Genomic DNA, 24397 nt, shown 5'->3' with positions numbered 1-24397 from the left:
CATTAAAACAATTCTTATTGTGGAGGTGCAGGCAAATATTTTAGCAGGCTTTTTTGTACGACTCGCTTTTAAATGAAAACACCTATCTCGGACGCGACCGAATACGCTGCACGTTAAGGCGTTACAGTGATGAGTACGTCCTGTTGCGGGGTAAGCCGGCCGAAGGGTTTGGTGTTTTCGGGTGGCAGACCATGTTGGGTGAAAAGATCTTCCACTTCTTTGGCGCCTTCGGGGGTTACGGCGACGAGGAGGCCGCCACTGGTCTGCGGGTCGGCGAGCAGGTGCTTTTGTCCTTCGGCTGCCAGCCGCACCTTATAGCCATAGCTGGCCCAGTTGCGGACCGTTCCGCCGGGGATGCAGCCTTTTTCCAGGTAGTGGTGGGTGGAGGGGATCGTGGGGACCTTTGCGGGGTCGATGATAGCCGAGAGGCCGCTTCCTTCGCACATTTCCGAGAGATGACCGAGGAGACCGAATCCGGTGACGTCGGTCATGGCTTTTACGGCATCGAGCTTGCCGAGGGACTCGCCGAGCTTGTTGAGGGTGACCATGGAGCGGAGGGCGATGGCGGCATCTGCTTCGGCGAGGAGCCCTTTTTTCTGGGCGGTGGAGAGGATGCCGACGCCGAGGGCCTTTGTGAGGTAGAGGAGGCAGCCTTCGGTGGCGGTGGAGTTACGTTTCACCTGTTTTGTGGGCACCAGGCCATTTACGGCGAGGCCGAAGACGGGTTCGGGGCAGTCGATGCTGTGGCCGCCGGCGAGGGCGATGCCCGCCTCGGCGCAGATAGTGCGGGCGCCTTCGAGGACTTTTTGGGCGGCTTCGGGGGGCAGCTTGTCGACGGGCCAGCCGAGGATGGCGATGGCCAGTACGGGGCGACCGCCCATCGCATATACATCGCTGATGGCGTTGGCGGAGGCGATACGGCCGAAGTCGAAAGCGTCATCGACGATGGGCATGAAGAAGTCGGTCGTCGAGATGAGGGCGTTGCCGTCACCGAGGTCCCAGACGGCGGCGTCGTCGCGTTTGTCGTTGCCGACGAGGAGGCGGGGATCGGTGGAGAAATCCAGGTTGCTGTGGAGGATCTTATCGAGGATGGCCGGGCTGATCTTGCAGCCGCAGCCGGCGCCGTGTGAGTATTGGGTCAGTCTTATATCCATGCTATATCGTTGTAGTCGTTGTGAGTGATCTTGCCGCGGCGAGCAATCTTGCCGTGTTCTGCAGCGGGTCGTGGGTATCGAGGGGAAGCTCGACGATACGGGCCGTGTCCCGAAATTTAAGGCCTTTGCGATAGGCCTTGTCATAGTACACCAGGACCTGGCGGATGAAATCGGGTATGCGACCTTCGCGGATTGCGGCGATGGCGTTTCTGGTCTGCTCGGGCCCGAGGCGTTTGGTGATGCGTTCGGTGCATTCTATTAAGAAGCTGCGGTCGAGGTTACCATATTCCTGTTCGAGGGCGGCGATGCGTTGGTCGAGCGGGACCTGCAGGTCGAAGATGGCCGCCTCCCGCATGCGGGTATAGAAGGGTTTTGCGAGGATGCATCGCCCGATGTTCTGGCTTTCGTCTTCGATCCAGATGGGGCGGGTGGCGTCCAGTGTCGAGAGACGGGAGGCCAGGTCGTTCTCGAACTGCTCTTGCGTCGGCTGGATCAGCCTGTTGAGGGTACCATAGGTCGAGCCCTGGTGTTGTGCGAGGTCTTCGAGATCGACGGTTTGTTCTCCTTGTTTAGCGAGTTGTTTGAGAATCGCCGTTTTACCCGAGCCAGTCATTCCGCCTATGACGCGAAACTCCCAGGGCTGTTCCATCCTTTTGAGCACCCAGCGCCGGTACTGTTTGTAGCCGCCCTGGATGAGGGAGACATCGAAGCCGTAGAGATCGAGGGCCCAGGCCATCGCTGCGCTGCGCATGCCGCCGCGCCAGCAGTGAACGGCCACCTTTTTCTCCGGCGCCAGCTCCAGCGCCTGGCGGATAAAGGCTGACCATTTTGACCCGGTGAGATCGAAGCCCAGGAGGATGGCGGCTTCTCGGCCCTGTTGTTTGTAGGTGGTGCCGACGGTAACCCGTTCTTCGTTTGTGAAGAGGGGGATATTCACCGCGCCGGGGATGTGTCCGTGGGTGAACTCTGCCGGGGTGCGGACGTCGACAATGGGAACGGGTAGCCCGGTAAGGAGTTGATCTATCGTGTAGCGGCGCGTCATTATTTACCCTCCGGCCGAAACCGGGGGGTAAATATCGGAAATTTAAATGTTCGTTTGGAAAATGCTGTCCCAGCCCGGCTCTGCGTCGTGCAAATAATACAGAAAGACGAGTGCGATGCCGGTGATGCCTTCCATCAGACCGAAGGAGGTGTTGCTGGTGAACCGGTTCTCGTCCTCGTCGAAGATGCGGTAGGCATAGCCGCCGGGGAATTTGCCGGGCTGATAGTAGTGTTCCATCGTCATTTTGAGCCAGTGCGCGGCCGCGTCTTTGAACTTCGGGTTCCGGGTGGCCTGGTACAAGCGGTGATATTGATGGACGAGGCCGACCGTGCCGTGGCAGAAGGGGGCGTCTTCGCAGCCGGCGTATTCGAAGGGGATGGCGGTAGTGCGTTGTGCGATGGCGATGCCTTTGTGCCGCCATTCGGAGTGACCGAGGGCCCGGCTACAGTGAAGGAGGGTGTTGGCCATCCCGAGGTCGCCATAGCACCAGCCATGCCGCCAGGACAGCTGCATCTTGTTCTTTCCCGTTTCGGGGTCGGCGGGGCTGACGGACACCGGGAAAGAATAGAGCCGATCCCTGCTGGCGCGCTGGGCTAGCAGAAAGTCGAGACAGGAGGAGATCAGGGAGGCGATGGTGGGCCGGCGGATGCCCACCTCGTACACCCGCGCCAGGAATGAGAGCAGGCCGGGCATGCCGTGCGCCATTCCGAAATTGAAAGCGGTGGGCTCCTCCTGTTCGGACCGGCGGGAGGTCCACACGTGGCAGTTGTTCTCCACGACGGCGAGAGATTCGATGTAGTCGACGATCTTTTCCAGGTGGCGTTTCTCTCCTGTCTCCTTATGTCTTTCGAGGAAGTAGATGCCGAGGCCTACGAGGCCGTGCTGGGGATCCCAGTTGCCGTTGGCATGATCGCGGTCGGCGCCGATGCTGATGACGCGATCGAGGTCGTTCCAATCGAGTCCTTCGACGGCATCGATGAGGCCGATATTGCGCAAGTGCTGGAAGACGAAACCGATGCCGGCCTTGCCGGTGGAAAGGGTGTGAGTCATGGTCTTGCGCCGCAGGCTCTCGCGGAGATCGTTCAGGCAGCGATGCATGATCTCTTCGTATTCCCCACCGGGGAAGGTCTTTGCCAGGTAGGCGAAGAGGAGGGTTACGCCGGCGCGGCCGTTGAGGAGGCCGGATGTACGTATACGGCCCATGTTGTGATAAAGGGCTCCTGCGATGGAGTCGATCTGTTGGTGCAGGGAATAGTCTGGCAAGGCAGACCTTCTGCTCATTCTGCGTGTATATGACATTATGTTGACTTTAGCAATTTGCTGGCAAGCCGTTGCTTCAAGTGAATTCAGGTTGGTAAAACAGGAGCTACGTAATACAGGGAAGCGCGAGGGGTAATTTCGGGAGCAAAATAAGGGAACTTTGCGAATACGTGGCAGTGCCTTCTAACAAACGGCGCGTGTGGGTTGAGGAACGGCATCTTATTTTCTGTTTGTGGATGAGCGCTTGTTCATGACGGCCGCCAATTTCTTCAATTTTGTCTCCCAGAATTTATCGAAATAGTCAATGAAGTCCTGCAGTTGATTGAAGCCGTCCTGTTTCAGGGTGCAGTGGCGTTCGCGGCCAATGTCGGTGATGGAGATGAAGCCTGCGTTGTACATGATCTTTATGTGTTTCGAAACGGCGGGACGGCTCATGTCGAAATTTTCCGCCAGGGCGTTTATCGTCATACTTTCTTTTGAAAGCAGCATCAGCATTTGCCGGCGGCTGGGGTCGGCGACGACCTGGAAGACGTCGGGGGTTTGTGTGGTCATTGTTTTACCGGGGATGAGAGTTGAGCGAGCCTGTTTCCGCACCTGGTCCAGCCTTCGTCGTGTCCTGTTACATCTTCCAACGCGGTGAAACCGTCATGGACTAATTGTAATTCCGTGCCGTCGCCTTTTTGCGTCAGGGTCCAAACGACTTTCGAATCGAAGGGTTTGCCGGTGCTGACCGAGTTGGTCCGCCAGGAATAGGAGAGCTTTTTGTATGGGTTTACTTCGAGCACTTCGCAATCGTTGATGACGCTGCAGACGAAGCGGAATTTATGACCGACGACGGGTTGAAAATCGGTTTTCATCAGCCAGAGGGCCAATAGTTCGGGTTTTGTAAGATAGTCCCAAACTTCTTCCGGGGATTGGTGGAAGAACCAGGTCTGCCTGATCTCCTTTTGCATTTTGGGTAACTATTAAGTTACTCAAATTTAGGGCTCCGTTTTGGCCTGTGCAAATCTTTTCGGCTGTCGTCGATCCAATGGCAACCGGTCAGGAATACTGCCAAACGATTCCCAGTCGTTTTATTTTGTAAGTCAATGTGGTGGGGGGGATCTGGAGCAACTCCGCGGCGCCGCCGGCACCGGAGACTTTTCCATGGCATTTGCGCAGGACCTCGAGGATATGGGCCTTTTCCATTTCTTCGATGCTCTTTATATCGGTGGCGGTGTTTTCGGGCCGCTTGCGGGTGGGTTCGGGAAGATCGATGTTATCGATGATCGCGGTGGTGGCGGAAAGGACGTGCCGTTCGATGAGATGTTCCAGTTCGCGGATGTTGCCGGGCCAGGAATAGGCGGACAATTGGCGCAGGGCTTTTGTCGAGAAGGAGCTTGTGCTACGGCCGAATTTGGAGGCGAAATGGGCGAGGAAATGTTCCGCCAGGGGGCGGATATCTTCTCTTCTTTCTCTCAGGGGTGGGATATGGATGGGGAAGACATGTATACGATAGAACAGATCGATTCGGAAACGGCCGTCGGCCATTTCTTTATAGAGATCCCTATTGGTGGCGGCGACGATCCGCACGTCGATGTGGATGGTGGAGGCGCCGCCGACCCGTTCGATCTCCTTTTCCTGCAGGACGCGGAGGAGTTTGACTTGGATCTCCGTTGGGACCTCCCCGATCTCGTCGAGGAAGATGGTGCCGCCGTCGGCCAGTTCGAATTTGCCGATGCGTCGATCCATGGCGCCGGTGAAGGCGCCTTTTTCGTGGCCGAACAGTTCGGATTCTATCAGTTCCGGGGGGATTGCTGCGCAGTTAACCTTTATCAGCGGCTTTCCTTTCCGGGGAGACAGGCGGTGGATAGCATCGACCAGTCGTTCTTTCCCGGTCCCGGTCTCACCGGTGATGAGGACGGCGCTGTCGAAGGGGGCCACTTTATCGATCTCGTCGAGGACGTGCAGGATCTCGGGGCTTTTGCCGATGATGCCCGGGAAGCGACCGGTCTTGTTTGCCGGGGCGGGGCCCGATTGCCGGGTCTTCGCCATGCCGGAACGCATTTCGAGATCGTGGGAATGGCGGTAGATGGCGATATCGAGGGTGGCGAGGATGTCGCGTTCGCGGAAGGGTTTTACGAGGAACCCATAGGGATGGGTGGCCCTTGCCGCTTCCAGCGTTGCCTGATCGGAGTTCGCGGAAAGATAGATAAAGGGGATATTTTGTTCGCGGAGCTGATGGGCGAGATCGATGCCGGTCTCCGTGCCTTTGAGGAAGATATCGACGAAGACGAATTCAGGGTTCTCGGTCCTTATTTTCTCGTTGGCGGCTTTGACCGATGCCGCGAAACCGCATACCTTGTGCCCGGCCCGTTCCAGGATCTGCCGGAGATCGCTGGCTTCGATAAACTGGTCTTCGACTATGAGAATTTTTCGAGCGGTCATAATTGTTTTCTAAATTAGTGAATATCCGGTGGGGTTGGAAAGAGACCGTTGATTTGGACAAGGAATGGCGTTTCTCATCCATCCCTATGTGGATGGATCGGTTATTTTTGTATCAAATTGAAACAAATGACTACCAACAGTGGCAAGCATCCGGCGGATGTCGTGGTTCGATCGAGTGCCTATTCGGTAAAGGAGTCGATAGACCGACTCGAGGACTTCTTAAAGCATTACGGCGTGACCATCTATGCGCGGATCGACCAGCAGGGCGAGCTGGAAAAAGCGGGGCTTTCGCTTGCGCCCCTGGAATACCTGCTGTTCGGAAATCCGAAGGCGGGTGGGCCGGTGATGCAGGCGAACCCGGTGGCCGCGATCGCGCTGCCGTTGAAGGTGATTGCCTGGGAGGATGCGGATAAGAAGGTTTGGGTGGCCTATTATTCGGGCGCTATGATAGCGGCGGCTTTTGGGATACCCGCAAGCATCGCCGCCCCGCTTGATCTCGATGGACCGATCGGGAAGGTCCTCAATGCGGGGCCCGCTGTTTAAATTCCTTGAAACTTTGGCCGGCTGCTTTTTTGAAGAAGCGGCTGAAATGACAGATATCCTCGAAGCCGAGGTTGCTGGCGGCCTCTTTTAGCGAGCTGTTGGCGTATACGGCCATGCGTTGGGCTTCCAGCACGACACGCTGGTGGATATGATAGCTGGTGGTGCGGCCCGATACCGCTTTGATGGTCTGGTTGAGATAGCTGGTGCTGAGGAAGAGCTCTTCGGAGTAATCGGCGGGTCGGTGATGGGTGGAATATTTCTTTTCGAGCAGGTCCATGAATTGGTCGAAGATGTGGGTTGCGCGGTTGACACAGGGCCGGGGCTGTCCGGCGGACAGGCGGCTGAGGTAGATGAGGAATATTTTCAGGAACTCTCCCAATGCTTCGGATCTGTAGCGGCCGCCGTGGTCCTGTTCATGCTTCATACATCCCAGGAGTTCGGTCATGGCGGCCTGTTTGTCCTTTGGTACCTGCAGGAGGGACTGGCTAAGGCGGCCAAACCGGGAAGCGAAGCAAAGCAGGAAGCCGCGGGGATCGTTTTGCCGAGTGAAGTGATGGAGACTGCCGGGCCGGATGAGGCAGATGTCGCCGGCGGAGAGTGCGTATTCTTCCATATCCACTTTGCAATCGAGCTGTCCGGCGTTGAGATAGATCAATTCGAAATGCTCGTGACGATGGATGGGCTGTGGCTGGGCTTCTTCGATGCGTGTGATGGAGTGCTGGATGGAATTCATTGCTGGTCTATTTTGGGATAACCATGACCAACGAAGTGCCATTTTTATAAGATATTGATTAGCAGCGGGATGTCTGCTTGTTGGGTTTTCGAAAAGAGACGATATATCGTCGATTTACGGGTTTATTCTGATTCGGTCTCGTAGAGGCGGATCAGTTTTTCCTGTTCGATGTCGAGGATCGTGTGGTATTTGCGGATGATCTCCTCGTCGTTGGCGAGCGACTTGTTGAGATCGAGGAGGAACTGCCGTTGTTGTTTGAGGACTTTCAGATAGATCTTCCTATACTGTAGCTGGACTTCGGGGGTTTGGCGGTGCAGCTGTTCGTCGTCGGTGCAGAGGCGATTGCGAAGCTGGCGGAGGAGGGGGTTGGCAGCCATCTCGCCGGCATAATGTGCGTCGAGGAATGCGAGACTATGTTCGGTCAGTTGCAGACGCACCTGGACATCCTGTTCTTCGGGGGTGAGATCGTGGTCGGGGTCCTTCATATTGAGCTTGCGGATGACCAGGGGAAGGCTCAGGCCCTGTACCAGCAAGGTCAGGATGATGACCATGAAGGTGATGAAGAGGATGAGATTCCGCTGGGGGAAGGGGACGCCGCTGCGAAGTGTAAGAGGGATGGAGAGCGCCGCCGCGAGGGAAACGACACCGCGCATGCCTGCCCAGCCGAAGAGGATGGGTCCTTTCCAGCCGGGGCGGCTTTCGGCAGTTGTGATATAGCGGCTGATGAATACGGTGAAGACCGAAGAGCCCAGGGTGCAGAGGAGTCGGCCGACCATCAACAGGAGGGTGATGCCGACGCCGTAGATGATCGCCTGCCTGAGGCTGACACCGCCGAGCTGGCGGATGATCTCCGGCAGTTCGAGGCCGATGAGCATAAAAATAAGTCCGTTGAATACGAAGCCGATGGTGGTCCAGACATTGTTGCCGCGAAGCCGGCTGCGGTGGCTGAAGATCTGGTAGTTGCGGGTGGAGAGCAAAAGTGAGCCACTGACCACGGACAGGACGCCTGAAAAATGCAGGCTTTCCGCGGCAAGGTACATGACATACGGCGCGGTAAGGGTGAGCACGATATCGATATCCGGTGTCGTGGGCAGCCAGCGATAGATGGCCGTATAGGCGAGGGCGATCGCTACGCCGATGGCGATGCCCATCGTGATCACCAGCAGGAAGCTTCCGAGGGCTTCATGAAAGACAAACCGTCCGGTGGCCACGGCGGTGAGTGCAAAGCGATAGATGATGAGGCTGCTCGCGTCGTTGAGGAGGCTTTCTCCTTCGAGGATATGGGTCAGTCTTTTGGGTGCGCGGACCAGCCGCATGACGGAGGTGGCGGAGATGGCATCCGGCGGGGAGACGATGCCGCCGAGGAGGAAGCCCAGGGCAAGCGTGAAGCCGGGTATCCATGCCCAGGACACGAGGGCGACGACTCCGGAGGTGATGATGACGATGAGGACGGCAAAGACGCTGATGACCCGGCGCCAGCGCCACATCTCTTTCCAGGACGTGTACCACGCGGCCTCATAGAGCAGCGGCGGGAGGAAGACCAGGAAGATGAGCTCCGGATCGATCCGGATATGAGAAAGGGCGGGTATCCAACTGAGCAGGAGTCCTCCGGCCACGAGCAGGAGCGGGGATGCGATCTTTAGCTTGCGGGCGGCCATGACCAGGAGCAGGATGAGGAATATCAGCAAGATATAAAGTACAAATGCTTCCTTCATAGTAAGAGTGTTTTTCACCGTCGGACTACTTAAAGATATAGTAACTTTAAAGAAAAAAAATGGAAAACAGGGGGCTGTTGTTCATTCCGGATATCAGCGGGTTCACCCAATTCGTCAACTCGACGGATATCGATCACAGCCGGCTGATCGTGCAGGAGCTGCTCGAGACGCTGATCAACGCCAACCAGAGCGGCCTGGAGGTATCGGAGATCGAAGGCGATGCGATACTCTTTTACAAGTTCGGCGAGTGTCCGGGAATGGATGAGCTATACAAGCAGGTGGCGGCCATGTTCCGCGGATTTCACAGGCATCTGAGGGCATACGATCAGAGCCGGTTCTGCCGGTGCAGGGCCTGTCAATCGGCGGCGGGGCTGACGCTGAAGATAATCACCCATTACGGCGAATTCACGGGTTACAATGTGAAGAGCTTTAATAAGCTGATCGGGAAGGATGTGATCGTTGCCCACCAGCTGTTAAAGAACGATATCGATCAACATGAGTACTGGCTGGTCACCGATCCCTGTCTTACGGCGAAGCCGCTGGAGGGGCCGGAGTCCTGGATGGAATGGACTCCCAGTATGAAGCAGACGGAATCGGGAGAGATCGGCTTCCAGTATGTGCAGCTGGGCGAGCTGAAGAATGAACTTGAGCCCGATCCATTCCCTGCGTCGGAATTTGCCCGGCGGACCAAGGTGTTCTCGGTGAGCCGGGAGTACAGCACGGATATGGTCAGCCTGCTTCATGCGGCGGGGAATGTTTCTTTCCGGCATCGCTGGCAGGAGGGTGTACGGAAAGTGGAGGAGCTGAATCACTGGCTGCCGAGGATCGGGATGCGGACGCGGTTTCACCGGGCAGAGGGGGAGAGTATTGTCCGGGCCAGCAGCTATCATTTTGAGCCGGATCATATTGAGTTCAGTGAGATTGATGAGAGTACGCAGGACCTGGACTATTTTACGATCGTGCTGTTGGCGGAGGGGAGGTGCAGGCTGACGATAGATCATTGGCGGGTGCAGGGGCTGTTGGGTGGGTGGGTGTTTGATTGGACGAGGAAGAGGCGGTTGGAGGAGGAATATCGAAGGGGGTTGGAGCGGATCGAGGAGGTATTGCCGGAGGTGCCGAAGTATGCGATGGCGGATTGACTTTGTGACGGGCGCCTTTGTGGCGGAATACTTATTGGCGACAGACTTTGTGGCGGGATTCGTATCTTTCGGAGATGAGAACGTGGTTGCCTGTCATTTTACTCTTTTTTATTGGGGGCGGGGTTGGGGCGGCGCCTGCGGTGTCCGTGGATAGTTTTTTTGTGACTTCGCCATCCGGGGCGGTACGGGTAGCGGTGTGGATGGAGGGGCAGTTACGGTATAGCGTGTTTTACGATGGGAAGCTGTTAGCGGGGTCTTGCGGGATCGATGCGTTGCTGGCCGCCGGGAAGGGGCTGAGTGTGGATGACGACATTCGCGATAAGAGCTTGCGGCGGGTGGAGGAGCGGATCGTTTCGCCGGTGCCGGAGAAGCGGCGGGTCATCCCGGATGTCTACAACGAATTGACCTTGCGATTCCGGCGGCCTTATACGGTAACGTTCCGGGTTTATGACGACGGGGTTGCTTATCGCATCGGCCTCCTTTTCAAAGACAGCGTGGTTATTCGTTCCGAGACGGCGACCTATCATTTTGCGGGCCGGCCGGGTATTTATTTCCCGGAGATACATAAGCGGGAGGATGTCGATGTTTTCCATACCTCTTTTGAGGAACTGTATCCTTTGCGGCCGATGGACAGCATCGGGCGCGATGCGATCGCCTATTCGCCAGTCCTGGTCCGGCCGGAGTCGGGTCCGGCGGTGGGGGTCACGGAATCCGACCTCGATGACTACCCGGGCATGTTCTTTCGTTGTGCGCCGGGCCCGACACTGGAGGGAGTGAATGCGCCCTACCCGCTTGAGGAACGGGTGAACCCGGGTGAGTTCCCTCAAAAGGTGGTGACGCGGCGGGCAGACTATATCGCGCGGGTGGCGGGGACGCGACAGCTGCCCTGGCGCGTGATGCTGATCGCGCCCGAGGACAAGGACCTTCCGGGCAATGATCTTGTCTACCGGCTCGGTGCGCCGTCGCGGGTAGCCGACCCCAGTTGGGTGCACCCGGGCAAGGGCACCGACGAATGGATCATTCATACTAATCTTTTCAACGTTCCATTTGTGTCGGGCATCAATACGAATACCTATAAATATTATATCGACTTTGCAAAAAGATTCGGCTTTGACCGGATCATGATGGACGCGGGATGGAGCGACAACAGCGATCTATTCAAGATCAACCCCGACATCAATATGGACACCCTGGCTGCCTATGCCCGGCTGCGGGGCGTCAGGCTGAGCATGTGGACGCTGGCCCTGACGCTGGACCGGCAGCTGGAACCGGCGTTGGATCAATTCAACAAATGGGGCGCCGACTTTATCATGACTGACTTTATCGACCGGGACGATCAGAAGGCGGTGCAATTCTATCACCGGATTGCCGCAGCCTGTGCGCGGCACAAGATCATGATCATGTATCATGGCGCCTATCCGCCAAAGGGTTTCAACCGTACCTGGCCGAACGCCATCACGCGGGAGGGCGTGCTGGGATCGGAATACAATATCTGGAGCGACAAGGTCACGCCCGGACACGACCTGATCCTGCCTTTTACCCGGATGCTGGCGGGACCGATGGATTACGAGCCTGGAATCCTCAACAATGCGGCGAAGGGGGCGTTCCGGATGGTGGAGGGTAACCCAATGAGCCAGGGGACGAGATGTCATCAGCTGGCGATGTTTGTCGTCTATGACAATCCCATGCCAATCTTTTCCGGGAATCCTTCGCAGGGGATGCTGGAGCCGAAATTTATGGAATTGCTGGGGAGTGTGCCCAGCACCTGGGACACCACGGTGATCGTGGACGCGCGCATCGGGCAATTTATTGTTACTGCGAGGAGAAAGGGGAAGGAGTGGTTTATTGCGGGGATGACGGACTGGACGGAGAGATATGCTTTTATCCCGTTGAATTTTTTAGGCGGCGGGGAATTTGCATATACTCTTTGCCGTGATGGGGTGAATGCCGACCGGTATGGGAGTGATTATGTTCTGAGTTCGGGGGTGACGGACGATACCGGTTCGATGAAGATCCCGTTGGCGGCGGGAGGTGGGTTTTTGCTGCGATTGCGGCCGAAATAAATTGTCTTTTTATTATGATAAAAATTTGCTTCCTGTTTGCCGGTCTGCTGATCGGCGTGCGTGTGGCGGCGCAGCCGATCGAGTGGCCGCATCATAAGAAGGCGGCGATCGTGCTGACCTATGACGATGCGTTGAAGTCGCAGTTGGATACGGCCGTGCCGCAGTTGCGGCGGGCCGGGCTGAAGGCCACTTTCTTCCTGACCGCGGATATGGACTATATCACTTTGCCCCGGTGGAGGAAGCTGGCCAAAGAGGGATTCGAGCTGGGTAATCACACCCTTTTCCATCCTTGTATCAATGGGGCGGACAACCCTGTGTCTTCGGACCGGTATACGCCCAATCAAATGATGCGGGAGATCGAGGTGATGAACCGGATGTTGTTTGCGGTGGATGGCCAAACGGACCGTACCTATGCTTATCCCTGCACAGAGACCGCGGTGGGTGGGCAGGACTATGTGGACACGCTTCGGCGGTATGGGTTGATCAAATATGCACGGGTGGGCGGGGATACGGGGGCGGTGATCACCAATCCGGCTACGTTGGATCCTTTACGGGTGCCCGCGCTGGGGCTGGAGGGTCATACGCCGGCCGATGCGTTGATCGGCTTTGTCAAGTCGGTGGAGAACAGCGGGGGGATGGGAGTGATCATGTTCCATGGGATTGGCGGCGACTATATCACGACGGATACGGATGTGCATCAGAAGCTGGTGGATTATCTCGTGGAACACCGGAGCTCGATCTGGGTGGGGACCTTCCGGGAGGTGATGGACTTTGTGATGAAAAAGAAGGGAGTTGGCGCGCGTTGACGGAGGGCTTGTTGGCGGGTGGGAAAGACGGGGCGTGGGGGCTTTCTTACCGGAGGGGTGTTGACGGGTGGTGGCGGCGCCGGGGGTTGCTAGCGGGTGGTGATCCCGGCGGAGCGGCAGAAGCTGCGCAATTTTTTCAGGCCGGTTGCGGTGAAGGTACCTGATTCGCTGCCTGGGAATCCCGGTACGGCGATGAGGCGGCCGCTTTCGAAGCTGACCTCGTAATAACCGATGATCTCCTTTTTCTTGTTGTAGAAGCAGAAGCAGTTGCGGGGCGACCGGCAGGTCGATTGCAAGGGCTTGTAGGTTTTTGGCGAGCTGATGATGGCCAACAGCTTGCGCGTCTGTTTTTTTGTGAGGACTACCTTGGGATGCGGATCGTATTTCCAGAGATAGCGGGAGAAGCCGGGCATCATCTGGAACATCGGGGCTCTGGTGAGCGTGTCTTCTTCATAATCTTCGATATCGAGATAGGAATAGCAAACTACGCGGCTGACCTGGGAGTTGAAATAGCCCGAGGCGATATGGGTGGTCTGCGGTTCGACGGCGAGGGTGTCCGGTTTGGGGTTTGTTTTTTTGGCGGCGGCGGGTGAGGATTTGGGGGAAATGGGAGTCTTTTCATGGGAAGCCGCGTTGGTGCACCGGGTGAGGAAGGGCGCGAGGGCGAGGGTGAGGACCGGCAGAGCGGGGATGATTCTCATGGAGATAGGTATTGGCCTAGCTATAACGATCAAATGGTTTGAAAATTGCCGAAAAAATATATTTGGAACGATCGTTCCAAAATACCTATCTTTGTGTTGTCAATATGACAAAACACAAGAAACAGGATAATATGAACACGCTGCAGAATAAGGTTGCGGTCGTTACGGGCGGCACCACGGGCATTGGATATGCCACGGCAAAAGAGCTCATCGAGCAGGGGGCAAAAGTTGTTATTACAGGCCGGAGCAAGGCGACGGTCGAGCAGGCGGCGAAGGAACTGGGGGCGACGGGCATCGTGTCCGACCAGGGAAAGCTGGCAGCTATTGAATCGCTGGTGAAGGAGGTGAAGGCGGGTTTTGGGAAGGTGGATGTCCTGTTCCTGAACGCCGGGGTGGCGCAATTCGCTTCGCTGGAGACGGCTTCGGAGGAGCATTTTGACAATATCATGCAGCTGAATGTAAAGGGGCCTTTTTTTACCGTGCAGAAGTTCCTGCCCCTGCTGAATGATGGTGCGTCGGTGATCTTCAACACGTCGATCAATGCAAGCATCGGTGCACCGGACAGCAGTGTGTATTCGGCGAGCAAGGGTGCGGTTCTGTCGATGAACAGGGTATTTGCGCGGGAGCTGGCTCCCCGGAGGATCAGGGTGAATGCGGTGTCGCCCGGGCCGGTTGCGACCCCCTTGTATGGCAAGCTCGGCCTTACTGCTGAACAGGTGGATGGATTTGGGCAGCTGCTGCGCGGGAAGGTGCTGCTGCATCGTTTTGCTCAGCCGGAGGAGATCGCTAAGGCGGTGAGGTTCCTGGCGTCCGATGACTCTTCCTTTATCACCGGCACTGAGATCACGGTTGATGGAGGTCTGACCGTCAATCCAATTGTTGATTAATTTTGCCGTATGGCCCGCAAGAAAGAGTTTGACGAGGCCGCCATTCTCGACAAGGCGGTGGAGTTGTTCTGGCGCAACGGGTATCATGCTACTTCGGCGCAACAGCTGGTCGAGGCATTGGGGATCAGCCGCAGCAGCCTTTACGATACCTATACCGACAAGCGGACGCTCTTCCTGAAGGCGCTGAAGCAGTACCAGGACCGGTATGAGACGACCTTGATCCAATATGCCAACCAGGCCAGCGACGCGGAGCAGGGGGTGCGGGGGATCTTTTCGGGCCTCCTGCAGGAATGTGCGGTGGATGAATTGAACAAGGGTTGTTTTATGGTGAATACTTCGATCGAGCTTTCGGCATTGGACCCGGAGATAGGTCAATTGGTTGCTGAAAACAAACGGAATGTCGAGGATGCGTTGACGCGGCTGGTGAAGAAGGGACAGGATGCGGGGCAATTTAATACGAGGAAGACGGCGCGGGCGTTTGCGCGGTTTCTTTTTGGGGCGATCACGGCGTTGCGGGTGGCTGCGCGGTCGGGGACGGATCGGAAGGTGTTGCAGGATATTGTGGATGTGACGTTGTCGGCGTTGAAATAAATTTAAGAGGGGGTTTTTGGCCCCCTCGTTGTCAATTGTCGTCCTGGCGTTTGCCGCTGCCCATATCGTCCTGCGTATCAGGGTCCGTTTTGCCCGGGTTCTTATTTCCTTGCTGCTGGTTCTTATCTTGTTGCTGGTTCTTGTTCGGCATGTTCTTCATTGGGTTTGTTGGGGCGCCATCGTTGTTACCGGTATGCTGCTGGCCAGTGACTTTTTTATCAGCCTGCTGCCTGTCCTTGTCAGCCTGCTGTTTTTCCTTATCCGCCTGCTGTTTATCCTTTTGCTGCATATCGGATTGCCCGGATTGTTCGGGAGACGGTTTCTTTACCGTCTGCTTCTCATTTTGGTTTTGCATGACTCGATCGATTTTTTTGTTAATGAATGGGTACCTCGGGGTTATCGCTGCAATTCCTCTGCCAGGCCAATTTGATGATTGTCGATAATTGGCGTAAGTTCATGGAAACTATTTGAACGTGAAGCAGCTGCTATTTTCCTTTTTAACATTTGGGGTGTTGACGGGAGTCACCGCGCAGAGCGCATCGCCGGCGATCCCGGGTGCGTTTGCCCTGACGGGGGTTACGATCATCGATGCGAATCATCCGTCGGGTGCCACCAAACAGACGGTCGTTGTCCGGGATGGGATCATTGCGGCCGTGTACCCGGATGGCAGCGTATCGTTGTCCGACTCGGTCCGGCGGATCGCGATGACCGGTAAGTATCTACTGCCGGGATTGATCGATACGCATGTGCATATGGCGACCGATCCCTCGGGCACGGACAATCGGGCGGCCACGCTTGCCGTCCTCGACCGGATGCTGCGCAGTGGGATCACGATCGTCCGGGATATGGCCGGCGATGCGCGAACCCTTGCGGGCTTGTCGAGGGACGCCTTTGTGGGAGATATCGTTTCGCCGGACCTCTATTACTCGGCGCTGATGGCAGGGCCCTCGTTCTTTGACGATCCGCGGTCGATCGCTACGGCGCAGGGCGGGAAAGCCGGGGCGATGCCTTATATGCTGGGGGTGACGAATGCTACGGATCTTGATGAAGCGATGGCGGAGGCGAAGGGGACCGGGGCCACGGGTATCAAGCTTTATGCCGATATCGATGCGGCGCTTGTCCGGAAGATCGTCGACGCGGCGCACCGGCAAGGGTTGCTGGTCTGGGGTCATGCCTGGCTGGACCCAGCCCGGCCTTCCGACATGGTTAATGCGGGAGTGGGGTCGATCTCTCATAGCCCGTTGCTGGTGCGGGAGAAATTCGCAAGAATCCCGGCCAGTTGGAAAAAAAGGGGACTGCGTCCCAATTTCTGGAAGGATTCCCTACCCGATCTGAGCGAGCTCTTTGATGCGATGAAGGCGCATGGCACCATCCTGGATGCGACGATGTCGGCTTATCATCAATGGGCCCAACGGGATCCAGAGATGGAATACAGCTATGCTATCGCAAAATACTATACTGCCGCGGCCTACCGGGCGGGTGTCCTGATCTGTGCGGGAACGGACGATGACCAGGAGGAATTCGTCCAAAGCGAGATGGGGTTGCTGGTGCATGATGCGGGTCTTACTCCTGCCGATGCGATCGTTGCGGCAACGAGTACGGCCGCGAGGGCGCTGGGAATGGACCGGAAGTGCGGGACGATAGAGAAGGGCAAGTGGGCCAATCTGCTGGTCGTCGACAACAATCCGCTGACGGCCATCGAGAATATCCGGAAGGTGATCCTGGTGGTCAAGCGGGGAAGCATCGTCGGGGAGACGGTGAAAGTGGGCGGCATCGAGATGGCGCTTGACCGACGTTTTGTGAAACACGTGCTGACCCGCGATTTTATCTCCGAGGGCGCCGCGATCGCCGATGTGAATGGCGACGGCAAGCCGGATATCCTTGCGGGCGCCTATTGGTTCGAGGCGCCGGGCTGGACGCGGCATGCGTTGACGGAGGCGAAGCAATATGACCCCACGACTCAGTTCAGCAACTCTTTTTTGAACTATTCGCTTGACGTGAACCAGGACGGGTGGCCCGACCTGATCCGGATCAGTCTGCCGGGGGAAGAGGCGGTGTGGTATGAGAATCCCGGGAAGAAGCCGGGGTATTGGCCGATGCATTTTTTGTTGAGCCATTGCGGGAACGAATCGCCGGCCTTTGTGGATGTCGATGGGGATGGGCGGCCGGATCTGTTGTGTAACGATCCGATCGCGAAGGAAGTGATCTGGCTGAAGCCGCCGGTGCGGAAGGGTGACAGCGTTTGGACGCGGCATGTCATTGCTTCGGGTGCGGGGACGCCGGGGGTCAACCGGTATACGCATGGAATGGGGTTGATCGACATGAATGGGGATGGCCGTAAAGATGTGGTGGTCACGAAGGGTTGGTGGGAGCGGCCGGCGGATGTGATGCAGAGTGGATGGGTGTTTCATCCGGCGGGGCTTGGGGAGGACTGTGCGCAGATCTATCCGCTGGATGTGCGGGGCGATGGCCGGATGGCGCTGGTGAGCAGCAGCGCCCATCGGTATGGTATCTGGTGGCATGAGAAAACGGATACGGGGTGGGTACATCACCCGATCTTTTCCGGGGTGTCGGAGACCCATGCCTTGACGCTGGCCGATGTCAACGGTGACGGGCATCCTGACCTGGTGACGGGGAAGCGGTATTTTGCGCATAATGGCGAGGATCCGGGGGCCTATGAGCCTTCGCTGCTGTATTGGTTCGAGTTTCATCCAGGGGTTAGTCCTTCCTGGACGCCGCATTTGGTGGATATGGATTCGGGAGTGGGGCTGCAGGTGTTGGTGCAGGATATTGACGGCAATGGGTTGCCGGATATTATCGTGGCGAATAAGAAGGGGGTTTTCTTTTTCGAGCAGGTGCGGCGCTGAGACTGCGGCGGCGTGCTGGTTTGCAGCGGCGTATTAATGTCCGATTAAATAGCGATTAAGCGCCGGTTAAAAAGGAGCAGTGGTTTAAATGGGGCGGCAGGAATCTCTATCTTTTTGGAAAACCTGTTTTATGCGCTATTTACCCCTTTTGTTGCCGGTATTCCTGGTGACCTCCTGCACCGTTCAGCAACCCATCTCGCAGGAGCCTGCTCACAACAACCAGGACTATAAGGTCGATTATCTTTTTGAACATGATGGATGTAAGGTGTACCGGTTCTGGGACCGGAATTACTATGTTTATTTTACGAATTGCAATGGGGAGGCTATTGCCAGGACGGATAGTACGGCGGTGAAGAATGAGACGAGAGTCGTACATTAGCTTCATGAGAATATTGTCTGGCCTTTTGTTGGGATTGGACCCGGATCGAACTGAACAATGACGCGGTCTCGCCGTTGTTCCTGGCGGCGATAGAGGCAACGGAGGAGGCTATAATCAATTCGCTGTTTGCGGCCAGGAAGACGAAGGGGATCCGGGAAACGGTAGAAGCGTTGCCGATGGACAAGGTGATCCCTATTTTGAAGAAATACAACCGAATCAAATAAATATGCCGCATTTTGTTTTTGTGAATGATTCGCTGGTTCCGGCCGACGAGGCTTCGCTGTTGATCGGCGACCTGGCGATCCAACGCGGGTATGGCATCTTTGACTTTTTCAAGACGATGGATGGGGAGCCGGTGTATCTCGACGAGCATCTGGACCGGTTTTTTCACTCGGCGGCGGCGATGCGGCTGGATGCCGGGGTGAACCGGGTAGAATTGAAACAACGGATCGGGGCTTTGCTGGAGCGCAACGGGATCGCGAATTCGGGTGTGCGGCTGACGTTGACGGGTGGCTATTCCCCGGACGGTTACAGCCTGGCGCAGCCCAACCTGGTGATCCATCAAAGTCTGCTTGCTGTCCCGGTCAGCGCGGAGCCTACACACAGTATCCGGTTGATGACCTATCCGCATCTGCGGCAGTTGCCGGAGGTGAAGACGATCGACTACCTGGTGGCGATATGGCTGCAGCCTTTGCTGCGGGAGAAGGGAGCGGATGACGTGCTGTATCACCGGGATGGGGTGATCGCGGAATGTCCGCGGTCGAACTTTTTCCTGTTGACGGACCGGGATGTGCTGGTGACGCCGGGGACGAATATTTTGAAGGGGATCACTCGAATGAAGGTGCTGGAGGCGGTGAATGGGCGACTGGCGACGGAAGAGCGGGAGGTGTTGCTGGCGGAGTTGACTTCCGCGAACGAGGTTTTTATCACGAGTACGACGAAGCATGTGGTGCCGGTGACGGAGGTGGATGGAGTGCGGATTGGGGATGGGCGGATCGGGCCGGTGGCTAAGTGGGTCAGCGCGGAGTTGTATAAAAGGGCGGCGCCCTATGGGCGCCGCTGAGTGATTATTTTACGGCGCGGAAAATGGTGTTTGTATAAGAGGAGTCGACGTTGCCGGCGAAGACCATGATGCCGGCCTTCCTGGCGCCGGAGGGTTCCCAGGCGGCGGCGGTGGTGGCGTTGCTGAGACTGTTGTATTGTTTGGAGACGCCGACCATCGTTTTGGAATTGCCGATGTGAGTGGCCCAGCGATTGAAGCGCGTGGTATTATTTTCCCAATAGCCCATATCTTCAACAAAGTTCAGATACTGAGCTACGCTGGTATTTTGCCCGATGGCGGTACCGGCGGCGGCGCCGTCATAGATGGCTGCCGTGTAAACGGTCGTGGTGCTATTTGACGACAGGGGGCCGAAGTAACTGCCGAACGCCTTGATGAGATTCGTATAGTTGGTGTTCGCGGGGGTGCTGCCGAGATGTTCGACGTCGAGGGCGATGCCGTCGAAGTGGAGGGAGTCGATGATGCAGGCTTTTACGAAGGCGGCGAACTGGGTATAGTTGAGGCCCGTTCCGTTCCAGGTGGTGAAGGGCGTCGTGGTGTTCCAGGAGGCGGCGTCGTCGACGTTCATGAGGACCTTTACGCCGCGGGATTGCAGGACGCGGACGTCGGCGATGATGGATGCATAGGAATGATAATGCGGATTGACGGTGAGGATGTAGCTGCTGCTACTGCCATAGTGGACCGAGTCTGCCATCTCCCAGGCGGAGCCTTCGAAGAGGACCACCTCGTTGGCGGCGTTGGCAAAGTTGATGAGCGGGAGATTGACAACGGGGCTGCCGGTGGGGGTGGCGTCGAAGGCGTAGTAGGCAATCTTGTTATTAGGGGCGGTGGGAAGGGCGAGAGGGGTTGCCGCTGTGCCAGTGAGCGCAGAGGCATTGGCGGCGTCGGTGGCGGTGGAGGACAGCGGATCGTTGAGATTGTTCATCCTGGAGCAGGATGTGATGGCAAAGGTAGCCAACAACGCGAGCGCGTAGGATTGCTTTTTCATAATACAAGCGTTTAATGGTTAAAGTGACGGTTTTTCCCGTCGTAGGGGAAGTTAGCGGGGAATTCGCAATCGCGTGCTGCTAAAATAGGGGTGATAGAGAGTAGCACTTAAGATCAAAGTCGGGGGCGTGGCCCCCGACTTTGATCTTTAATGAGGACGGGGAAAAATTATCGCGAAAGAGGCGAGTACGAGATAGGGCAATGCCAGAACGAATATGGAGATCCAGAAGTGTTTTTTTTGTTTGGGATTCTGCTCAGCGAGTTCTTCATATTTCCCGAATATTTTTTGGTCACGGTCTTTGACGATGAAGATATAATGGAACAGGGCCGCGGTGAGCAGGTAGATGCTGCTGGCGAAGATCATGGACTGCATCGGGGAAGTGAAACGCGTATGCTTGATGAATTTCAAGTAGACGGATTCCATTAAGAGGAGCCAGCCGCCGGAGCCGAGGGAAAAGAGGAACATGGCCTGGGTCCGGAAGTAATTAGTGGGCCGGTAGTGGCTTAACCTGTAGAAATAATTATAGATATTAAAGTACAGGTAATCTATGTGCTTCATAGAGTCGTTTTCAGTTTAGGGTATGTGGATCGAATTAGGGTACGGTCCCTTCCAAGCCGCTGGAAGCGGCTTGTCCGAAGGACAGACTTAAGCCATGTGCTGGAAATGGCCTATTTTTCCTGAAAGGACATTTCCAGTACTTTTAATTAACGCGTATCGGGGAAAGATAGTGCCCCTGGGGGGGCTTGCTCAGGGTAACTACTTGGTTGTCAATAAATATTTTTTGGGGCGGGCATAAGAATTGAGGTATCTGGGTAGGCATGGAAAAGGAGTCTTTTTGGCGAAAATGGGTGTTCAGCACGGATCATAAGGTGATTGCAAAGCAATTCCTCATCACAGGTATAGTCTGGGCCATCATCGGTGGGGCGTTTTCGGTACTGATGCGCTTACAACTGGGGTTCCCCAATTCTTCCTTCTCCTTTCTCGATCTTGGCGGCGCTGAATTTGCCGGGGGCAAGATCCAGCCGGGGGTCTACTACCAGCTGATGACGATGCATGGCACGATCATGATCTTCTTCGTCCTTACGGCGGGGCTTAGCGGTACTTTTGCCAATTTCCTGATCCCGCTGCAGATCGGTGCGCGGGATATGGCTTCTCCCTTTGTCAATATGCTTTCCTATTGGTTCTTTTTTGCCGCCAGCGTGGTGATGATCTGCTCTTTCTTTGTCAAGGGCGGGCCTTCCGGTGTAGGCTGGACGGCATATGCCCCGTTGAGCGCGCTGCGGGAGGCCGATACCGGCAGCGGGACCGGGCTCGATCTTTGGTTGCTGGCGCTATCTCTTTTTATCGTCTCGACCCTGATGGGAGGGATCAACTACATCTCTACCATCCTGAACATGCGCACCAAGGGCATGGCGATGAACCGACTGCCGCTAAGCGTCTGGGGACTTCTGTTCACGGCGATCATGGGGTTGCTTAGCTTCCCGGTGTTGTTTGCGGCGTTTGTCCTATTGATGATGGATCGAAATATCGGTACCGGCTTTTACCTGAATTCGATCTACTTACCGGCTGCGGGGAGGATCTTGCCGTATGACGGTGGGAGTGCGATATTGTACCAGCACCTGTTCTGGTTCCTCGGGCATCCGGAAGTGTATATCGTGATCTTCCCGGCCTTTGGGATGGTCTCGGAGATAATCAGTGTCAACGCCCGCAAACCCATCTTTGGTTATCCGGCAATGGTGGGATCGATGTTCGCCATTCTGAGTCTTTCCTTTCTGGTTTGGGCCCACCATATGTTTGTGTCGGGGCTGAACCCGCTGTTGGGATCGGTCTTTGTGTTGTTCACCGTGTTGATCGCGGTGCCATCGGCGATCAAAGTGTTCAACTGGATCACGACGCTTTGGCGGGGGAATATCCGGTTCACACCGGCGATGCTTTTTTCGATCGGATTTGTATCGCTCTTTATTTCCGGTGGGCTGACGGGCATTTACCTGGGAGATTCGACGATAGATATCCATTTGCACGACACCTATTTCGTCGTCGCTCATTTTCATCTCGTGATGGGGGTGGCATCGGTGTTTGGGATGTTTGCGGGCATCTATCACTGGTTTCCGAAGATGTTCGGCCGGATGATGAATCCCTGGCTGGGGTATGTGCATTTCTGGATCAGTTTGCCGGCGGCCTACCTGATCTTCTGGCCGATGTATTACGAGGGGCTCGCGGGTATGCCCCGGCGATATTTCGATTTTTCCGGCTGGGTCTCTTTCAACCAGTTCCAGGGGTTGAACGAGGTCATTTCCGCGGTGGCGGTGGTGGTTTTTGCGACGCAGCTGGTGTTCCTGATCAATTTCTTCTATTCCATGTTTCGGGGGGACCGGGTGACGGTCCTGAATCCCTGGGAGGCCAATACGCTGGAGTGGACGACGCCGGTGGTGCCCGGCCATGGGAATTGGCCGGGGGAGATCCCGGCGGTGTACCGCGGGCCTTATGAGTATGGCCGTGATGGGCGGGATTTTCGGCCGCAGACGGAGCGGCCGTCGGGGGTTGAGGAGCCGGCTGTGCCGGCTCCGGTCGAAGATCAATAATGGCATTTCTGGCATTCGGTGCCGCCGATGTCTTCAACGGTGACGCTGTCGTAGCTTTTGAATTTTTTTGAGTAGGTGCTATAGAATTTGTTGCCGTGGCCGGCGGAGTCGGGGAAGTCGATCTTTGTGGTGCGGTGGCAGTTGATGCACCAGCCCATGCTGAGGGGGGCGAACTGGCGGACCTCGTCCATGTCCTGGATCGGACCGTGGCAGGTCTGGCATTGCACTTTACCGGCGCGGACGTGCTGGGCGTGGCTGAAATAAACATGGTCGGGTAGGTTATGGATGCGAATCCATTGGATGGGATGGCCGGGTTTGGTATATCGCTGTTTGACGGGGTCATAGCCGGTGTAGCTGTACAGCTTCTGGATCTCTTCGTCGGGGTTGACGCGGGAGCCGTCTTCACGGACGAGGCGTTCGCCGTGGTAATCGTTGATGGCGGCATGGCAGTTCATGCATACCTTGGGGGGTGGGACGGTGGCGGTTTTGCCGTCCCAGGCGCTGGTGTGGCAGAAGAGGCAGCTGATTTGGTTGAGGCCGGCGTGGACATGATGGGAGAAGAAGATGGGTTGTACGGGTTGGTAAGCTTGCTGGCGGCCGATGCCGATGGCTGCTTCGACGAGGTAGTAGCCGATCAGGACCGAGACGACGATCGTGGCTAAGACGAGGTAGGTTTTGTGCCGATAGATGGGGATATGGGGGGACGGTGGAAGACCGCGCTTTTCGTCGGCGAGGCGTTTGAGGCTGACGTTCAATATGTACAGGCCGATCGCGAAGATGGCGAGGATGAAGGTGACGATGGCATAGAGAAGGGTATGATTTTCGGGGGCCTGTTCGGTCGGGTTGAGGGAGGTGTTGGTTTTTGCGAGGGGCTCGTTGTAGTTGGAGACATAGTTGAGGATGGCGTCGATCTCGGCGTCGGAAAGGTTGGGGAAGGTGTTCATGGGCGCGCGCCCGTATTGATTGAAGAGGTTGTTGAAGTAGGTGTTGCCGGAGGCGAGGACCTTGGTGTTGTTGTGGATCCAGTCGTGGAGGAGTTTGCGGTCGGTGACGCGGTCGGTGACGCCTTTGAGGGCCGGGCCGGTGAGGACTTTAATGGGGTTGTGGCATTGGGCGCAGTTGGTTTGGAAGAGGGCTTTGCCGTCGGCGGTGGTGGGCGCGGGGGCATTTGTTGCGGGGGCGTTTGTTGCGGCGTTTGTTGCGGGGGCAGTATTGGTGTGGGCTTGAGGGGTTGCCCGGGCGGCTGCCTGGCCGGAGGCCTTGGTGATGGTGATCGCGAGGATGAGAAGCAGGAGGGTGCTGCGGAGGATTGGACGGCGCATGATGGGTTGGGGATTAAAAAATTGTGCCATGGGGCGGAGTGTTGCAGCGGCGTTCGCCGCGTGGGGTTGGTGGCTAAGTTGCTGGTGAGGCTTTTCGGTTGCTTGTGTTGCAGGGCTATGCACTGGCTCTTGTGGCGG

General features: G+C 56.5%; 24 protein-coding genes. 11 read left to right on the top strand and 13 right to left on the bottom strand.

What is annotated here, in order from left to right; translation table 11 throughout:
- Nucleotides 1–113 precede the first annotated feature (113 nt).
- From selD to VHE34_RS30275, 6 genes are all read right to left on the bottom strand, one after another.
- Nucleotides 114–1154, bottom strand: a complete 1041-nt coding sequence (selD, locus tag VHE34_RS30300) for a selenide, water dikinase SelD (protein WP_325595191.1) — start codon at nt 1152–1154, stop codon at nt 114–116.
- A gap of 1 nt (nt 1155) precedes the next feature.
- Nucleotides 1156–2196 carry a tRNA 2-selenouridine(34) synthase MnmH gene (mnmH, locus tag VHE34_RS30295; RefSeq protein WP_325595189.1) on the bottom strand — a complete coding sequence of 347 codons (1041 nt, stop codon included), beginning with the start codon at nt 2194–2196 and terminating at the stop codon, nt 1156–1158.
- Between the two features lie 42 nt (nt 2197–2238).
- Nucleotides 2239–3477 (bottom strand): lanthionine synthetase C family protein, encoded by a 1239-nt coding sequence (locus VHE34_RS30290; RefSeq protein WP_325595187.1) that lies wholly within the window; start codon nt 3475–3477, stop codon nt 2239–2241.
- Nucleotides 3478–3675: 198 nt separating this feature from the next.
- Nucleotides 3676–4008: a metalloregulator ArsR/SmtB family transcription factor gene (locus tag VHE34_RS30285; RefSeq protein ID WP_325595185.1), complete on the bottom strand. Its 333-nt coding sequence runs from the start codon at nt 4006–4008 to the stop codon at nt 3676–3678.
- Nucleotides 4005–4409, bottom strand: coding sequence for an SRPBCC domain-containing protein (locus tag VHE34_RS30280; protein ID WP_325595183.1), 405 nt, complete (start codon nt 4407–4409; stop codon nt 4005–4007). Before VHE34_RS30280 ends, VHE34_RS30285 begins: the two co-directional genes overlap by 4 nt.
- An 88-nt stretch (nt 4410–4497) precedes the next feature.
- Nucleotides 4498–5883 (bottom strand): sigma-54 dependent transcriptional regulator, encoded by a 1386-nt coding sequence (locus VHE34_RS30275; RefSeq protein WP_325595181.1) that lies wholly within the window; start codon nt 5881–5883, stop codon nt 4498–4500.
- 126 nt (nt 5884–6009) lie between these two features.
- Here VHE34_RS30275 and VHE34_RS30270 point away from each other — a divergent pair, with 126 nt between their 5' ends.
- Entirely contained in the window at nt 6010–6426 is a 417-nt protein-coding gene (locus VHE34_RS30270; protein WP_325595179.1) for a DUF302 domain-containing protein, read from the top strand.
- Here the strand turns inward: VHE34_RS30270 and VHE34_RS30265 are convergent.
- On the bottom strand, nt 6404–7159 hold the full coding sequence (locus VHE34_RS30265; RefSeq protein WP_325595177.1) for an AraC family transcriptional regulator: 756 nt from the start codon (nt 7157–7159) through the stop codon (nt 6404–6406). The genes VHE34_RS30270 and VHE34_RS30265 overlap by 23 nt on opposite strands.
- 122 nt (nt 7160–7281) lie before the next feature.
- Nucleotides 7282–8874, bottom strand: coding sequence for a Na+/H+ antiporter (locus VHE34_RS30260; RefSeq protein ID WP_325595175.1), 1593 nt, complete (start codon nt 8872–8874; stop codon nt 7282–7284).
- A gap of 59 nt (nt 8875–8933) precedes the next feature.
- Here VHE34_RS30260 and VHE34_RS30255 point away from each other — a divergent pair, with 59 nt between their 5' ends.
- The 3 genes from VHE34_RS30255 to VHE34_RS30245 all read left to right on the top strand — a co-directional run bounded on the left by VHE34_RS30255 (nt 8934) and on the right by VHE34_RS30245 (nt 12882).
- Nucleotides 8934–10013 carry a DUF2652 domain-containing protein gene (locus VHE34_RS30255; protein ID WP_325595173.1) on the top strand — a complete coding sequence of 360 codons (1080 nt, stop codon included), beginning with the start codon at nt 8934–8936 and terminating at the stop codon, nt 10011–10013.
- A 74-nt stretch (nt 10014–10087) separates the two neighbouring features.
- Nucleotides 10088–12076, top strand: a complete 1989-nt coding sequence (locus tag VHE34_RS30250) for a glycoside hydrolase family 97 protein (RefSeq protein ID WP_325595171.1) — start codon at nt 10088–10090, stop codon at nt 12074–12076.
- Between the two features lie 14 nt (nt 12077–12090).
- Complete coding sequence (locus VHE34_RS30245; RefSeq protein ID WP_325595169.1) at nt 12091–12882, top strand: polysaccharide deacetylase family protein; 792 nt, start codon at nt 12091–12093, stop codon at nt 12880–12882.
- Between the two features lie 89 nt (nt 12883–12971).
- On the opposite strand, the gene VHE34_RS30240 is transcribed toward VHE34_RS30245, so the two are convergent.
- A complete protein-coding gene (locus VHE34_RS30240) occupies nt 12972–13583 on the bottom strand; it encodes a hypothetical protein (protein ID WP_325595167.1) in 612 nt (203 codons plus the stop codon).
- Between the two features lie 131 nt (nt 13584–13714).
- Between VHE34_RS30240 and VHE34_RS30235 the strand changes: the two genes are divergently transcribed.
- Both VHE34_RS30235 and VHE34_RS30230 read left to right on the top strand, forming a co-directional pair.
- Nucleotides 13715–14470, top strand: a complete 756-nt coding sequence (locus VHE34_RS30235) for an SDR family oxidoreductase (protein WP_325595165.1) — start codon at nt 13715–13717, stop codon at nt 14468–14470.
- Between the two features lie 9 nt (nt 14471–14479).
- Entirely contained in the window at nt 14480–15061 is a 582-nt protein-coding gene (locus VHE34_RS30230; protein WP_325595163.1) for a TetR/AcrR family transcriptional regulator, read from the top strand.
- A 31-nt stretch (nt 15062–15092) separates the two neighbouring features.
- On the opposite strand, the gene VHE34_RS30225 is transcribed toward VHE34_RS30230, so the two are convergent.
- Nucleotides 15093–15416, bottom strand: coding sequence for a hypothetical protein (locus VHE34_RS30225; protein ID WP_325595161.1), 324 nt, complete (start codon nt 15414–15416; stop codon nt 15093–15095).
- A 118-nt stretch (nt 15417–15534) separates the two neighbouring features.
- Here VHE34_RS30225 and VHE34_RS30220 point away from each other — a divergent pair, with 118 nt between their 5' ends.
- From VHE34_RS30220 to VHE34_RS30205, 4 genes are all read left to right on the top strand, one after another.
- A complete protein-coding gene (locus tag VHE34_RS30220) occupies nt 15535–17928 on the top strand; it encodes an FG-GAP-like repeat-containing protein (RefSeq protein ID WP_325595159.1) in 2394 nt (797 codons plus the stop codon).
- A 130-nt stretch (nt 17929–18058) separates the two neighbouring features.
- Nucleotides 18059–18307, top strand: a complete 249-nt coding sequence (locus VHE34_RS30215; protein WP_325595157.1) for a DUF4884 domain-containing protein — start codon at nt 18059–18061, stop codon at nt 18305–18307.
- Nucleotides 18308–18324: 17 nt separating this feature from the next.
- Nucleotides 18325–18531 carry a P1 family peptidase gene (locus VHE34_RS30210; RefSeq protein ID WP_325595505.1) on the top strand — a complete coding sequence of 69 codons (207 nt, stop codon included), beginning with the start codon at nt 18325–18327 and terminating at the stop codon, nt 18529–18531.
- Between the two features lie 2 nt (nt 18532–18533).
- Complete coding sequence (locus tag VHE34_RS30205; protein WP_325595155.1) at nt 18534–19370, top strand: aminotransferase class IV; 837 nt, start codon at nt 18534–18536, stop codon at nt 19368–19370.
- A 4-nt stretch (nt 19371–19374) separates the two neighbouring features.
- On the opposite strand, the gene VHE34_RS30200 is transcribed toward VHE34_RS30205, so the two are convergent.
- The gene (locus VHE34_RS30200) at nt 19375–20355 is read right to left on the bottom strand and encodes an EndoS/ChiA family endoglycosidase (RefSeq protein WP_325595153.1); all 981 of its coding nucleotides are present in this window, start codon (nt 20353–20355) and stop codon (nt 19375–19377) included.
- A 147-nt stretch (nt 20356–20502) separates the two neighbouring features.
- Nucleotides 20503–20913 (bottom strand): hypothetical protein, encoded by a 411-nt coding sequence (locus VHE34_RS30195; protein ID WP_325595151.1) that lies wholly within the window; start codon nt 20911–20913, stop codon nt 20503–20505.
- A 260-nt stretch (nt 20914–21173) separates the two neighbouring features.
- On the opposite strand from VHE34_RS30195, the gene VHE34_RS30190 reads away from it, so the two are divergent.
- A complete protein-coding gene (locus VHE34_RS30190) occupies nt 21174–22937 on the top strand; it encodes a cytochrome c oxidase subunit I (protein ID WP_325595149.1) in 1764 nt (587 codons plus the stop codon).
- Here the strand turns inward: VHE34_RS30190 and VHE34_RS30185 are convergent.
- Nucleotides 22931–24289, bottom strand: a complete 1359-nt coding sequence (locus VHE34_RS30185) for a c-type cytochrome (protein ID WP_325595147.1) — start codon at nt 24287–24289, stop codon at nt 22931–22933. The two genes, VHE34_RS30190 and VHE34_RS30185, sit on opposite strands and share 7 nt — an antisense overlap.
- Nucleotides 24290–24397: the final 108 nt, after the last annotated feature.

This window comes from Puia sp. (genome assembly GCF_035546395.1).
Taxonomy (GTDB): Bacteria; Bacteroidota; Bacteroidia; order Chitinophagales; family Chitinophagaceae; genus Puia.
This window is presented reverse-complemented; position numbering and strand designations above follow the sequence as displayed.

What these genes read in the sequence shown, in the direction of transcription:
- selD (WP_325595191.1), bottom strand. Translation starts at nt 1,154, where the DNA reads ATGGATATAAGACTGACCCAATACTCACACGGCGCCGGCTGCGGCTGC.
- mnmH (WP_325595189.1), bottom strand. Translation starts at nt 2,196, where the DNA reads ATGACGCGCCGCTACACGATAGATCAACTCCTTACCGGGCTACCCGTT.
- VHE34_RS30290 (WP_325595187.1), bottom strand. Translation starts at nt 3,477, where the DNA reads ATGAGCAGAAGGTCTGCCTTGCCAGACTATTCCCTGCACCAACAGATC.
- VHE34_RS30285 (WP_325595185.1), bottom strand. Translation starts at nt 4,008, where the DNA reads ATGACCACACAAACCCCCGACGTCTTCCAGGTCGTCGCCGACCCCAGC.
- VHE34_RS30280 (WP_325595183.1), bottom strand. Translation starts at nt 4,409, where the DNA reads ATGCAAAAGGAGATCAGGCAGACCTGGTTCTTCCACCAATCCCCGGAA.
- VHE34_RS30275 (WP_325595181.1), bottom strand. Translation starts at nt 5,883, where the DNA reads ATGACCGCTCGAAAAATTCTCATAGTCGAAGACCAGTTTATCGAAGCC.
- VHE34_RS30270 (WP_325595179.1), top strand. Translation starts at nt 6,010, where the DNA reads ATGACTACCAACAGTGGCAAGCATCCGGCGGATGTCGTGGTTCGATCG.
- VHE34_RS30265 (WP_325595177.1), bottom strand. Translation starts at nt 7,159, where the DNA reads ATGAATTCCATCCAGCACTCCATCACACGCATCGAAGAAGCCCAGCCA.
- VHE34_RS30260 (WP_325595175.1), bottom strand. Translation starts at nt 8,874, where the DNA reads ATGAAGGAAGCATTTGTACTTTATATCTTGCTGATATTCCTCATCCTG.
- VHE34_RS30255 (WP_325595173.1), top strand. Translation starts at nt 8,934, where the DNA reads ATGGAAAACAGGGGGCTGTTGTTCATTCCGGATATCAGCGGGTTCACC.
- VHE34_RS30250 (WP_325595171.1), top strand. Translation starts at nt 10,088, where the DNA reads ATGAGAACGTGGTTGCCTGTCATTTTACTCTTTTTTATTGGGGGCGGG.
- VHE34_RS30245 (WP_325595169.1), top strand. Translation starts at nt 12,091, where the DNA reads ATGATAAAAATTTGCTTCCTGTTTGCCGGTCTGCTGATCGGCGTGCGT.
- VHE34_RS30240 (WP_325595167.1), bottom strand. Translation starts at nt 13,583, where the DNA reads ATGAGAATCATCCCCGCTCTGCCGGTCCTCACCCTCGCCCTCGCGCCC.
- VHE34_RS30235 (WP_325595165.1), top strand. Translation starts at nt 13,715, where the DNA reads ATGAACACGCTGCAGAATAAGGTTGCGGTCGTTACGGGCGGCACCACG.
- VHE34_RS30230 (WP_325595163.1), top strand. Translation starts at nt 14,480, where the DNA reads ATGGCCCGCAAGAAAGAGTTTGACGAGGCCGCCATTCTCGACAAGGCG.
- VHE34_RS30225 (WP_325595161.1), bottom strand. Translation starts at nt 15,416, where the DNA reads ATGCAAAACCAAAATGAGAAGCAGACGGTAAAGAAACCGTCTCCCGAA.
- VHE34_RS30215 (WP_325595157.1), top strand. Translation starts at nt 18,059, where the DNA reads ATGCGCTATTTACCCCTTTTGTTGCCGGTATTCCTGGTGACCTCCTGC.
- VHE34_RS30205 (WP_325595155.1), top strand. Translation starts at nt 18,534, where the DNA reads ATGCCGCATTTTGTTTTTGTGAATGATTCGCTGGTTCCGGCCGACGAG.
- VHE34_RS30200 (WP_325595153.1), bottom strand. Translation starts at nt 20,355, where the DNA reads ATGAAAAAGCAATCCTACGCGCTCGCGTTGTTGGCTACCTTTGCCATC.
- VHE34_RS30195 (WP_325595151.1), bottom strand. Translation starts at nt 20,913, where the DNA reads ATGAAGCACATAGATTACCTGTACTTTAATATCTATAATTATTTCTAC.
- VHE34_RS30190 (WP_325595149.1), top strand. Translation starts at nt 21,174, where the DNA reads ATGGAAAAGGAGTCTTTTTGGCGAAAATGGGTGTTCAGCACGGATCAT.
- VHE34_RS30185 (WP_325595147.1), bottom strand. Translation starts at nt 24,289, where the DNA reads ATGGCACAATTTTTTAATCCCCAACCCATCATGCGCCGTCCAATCCTC.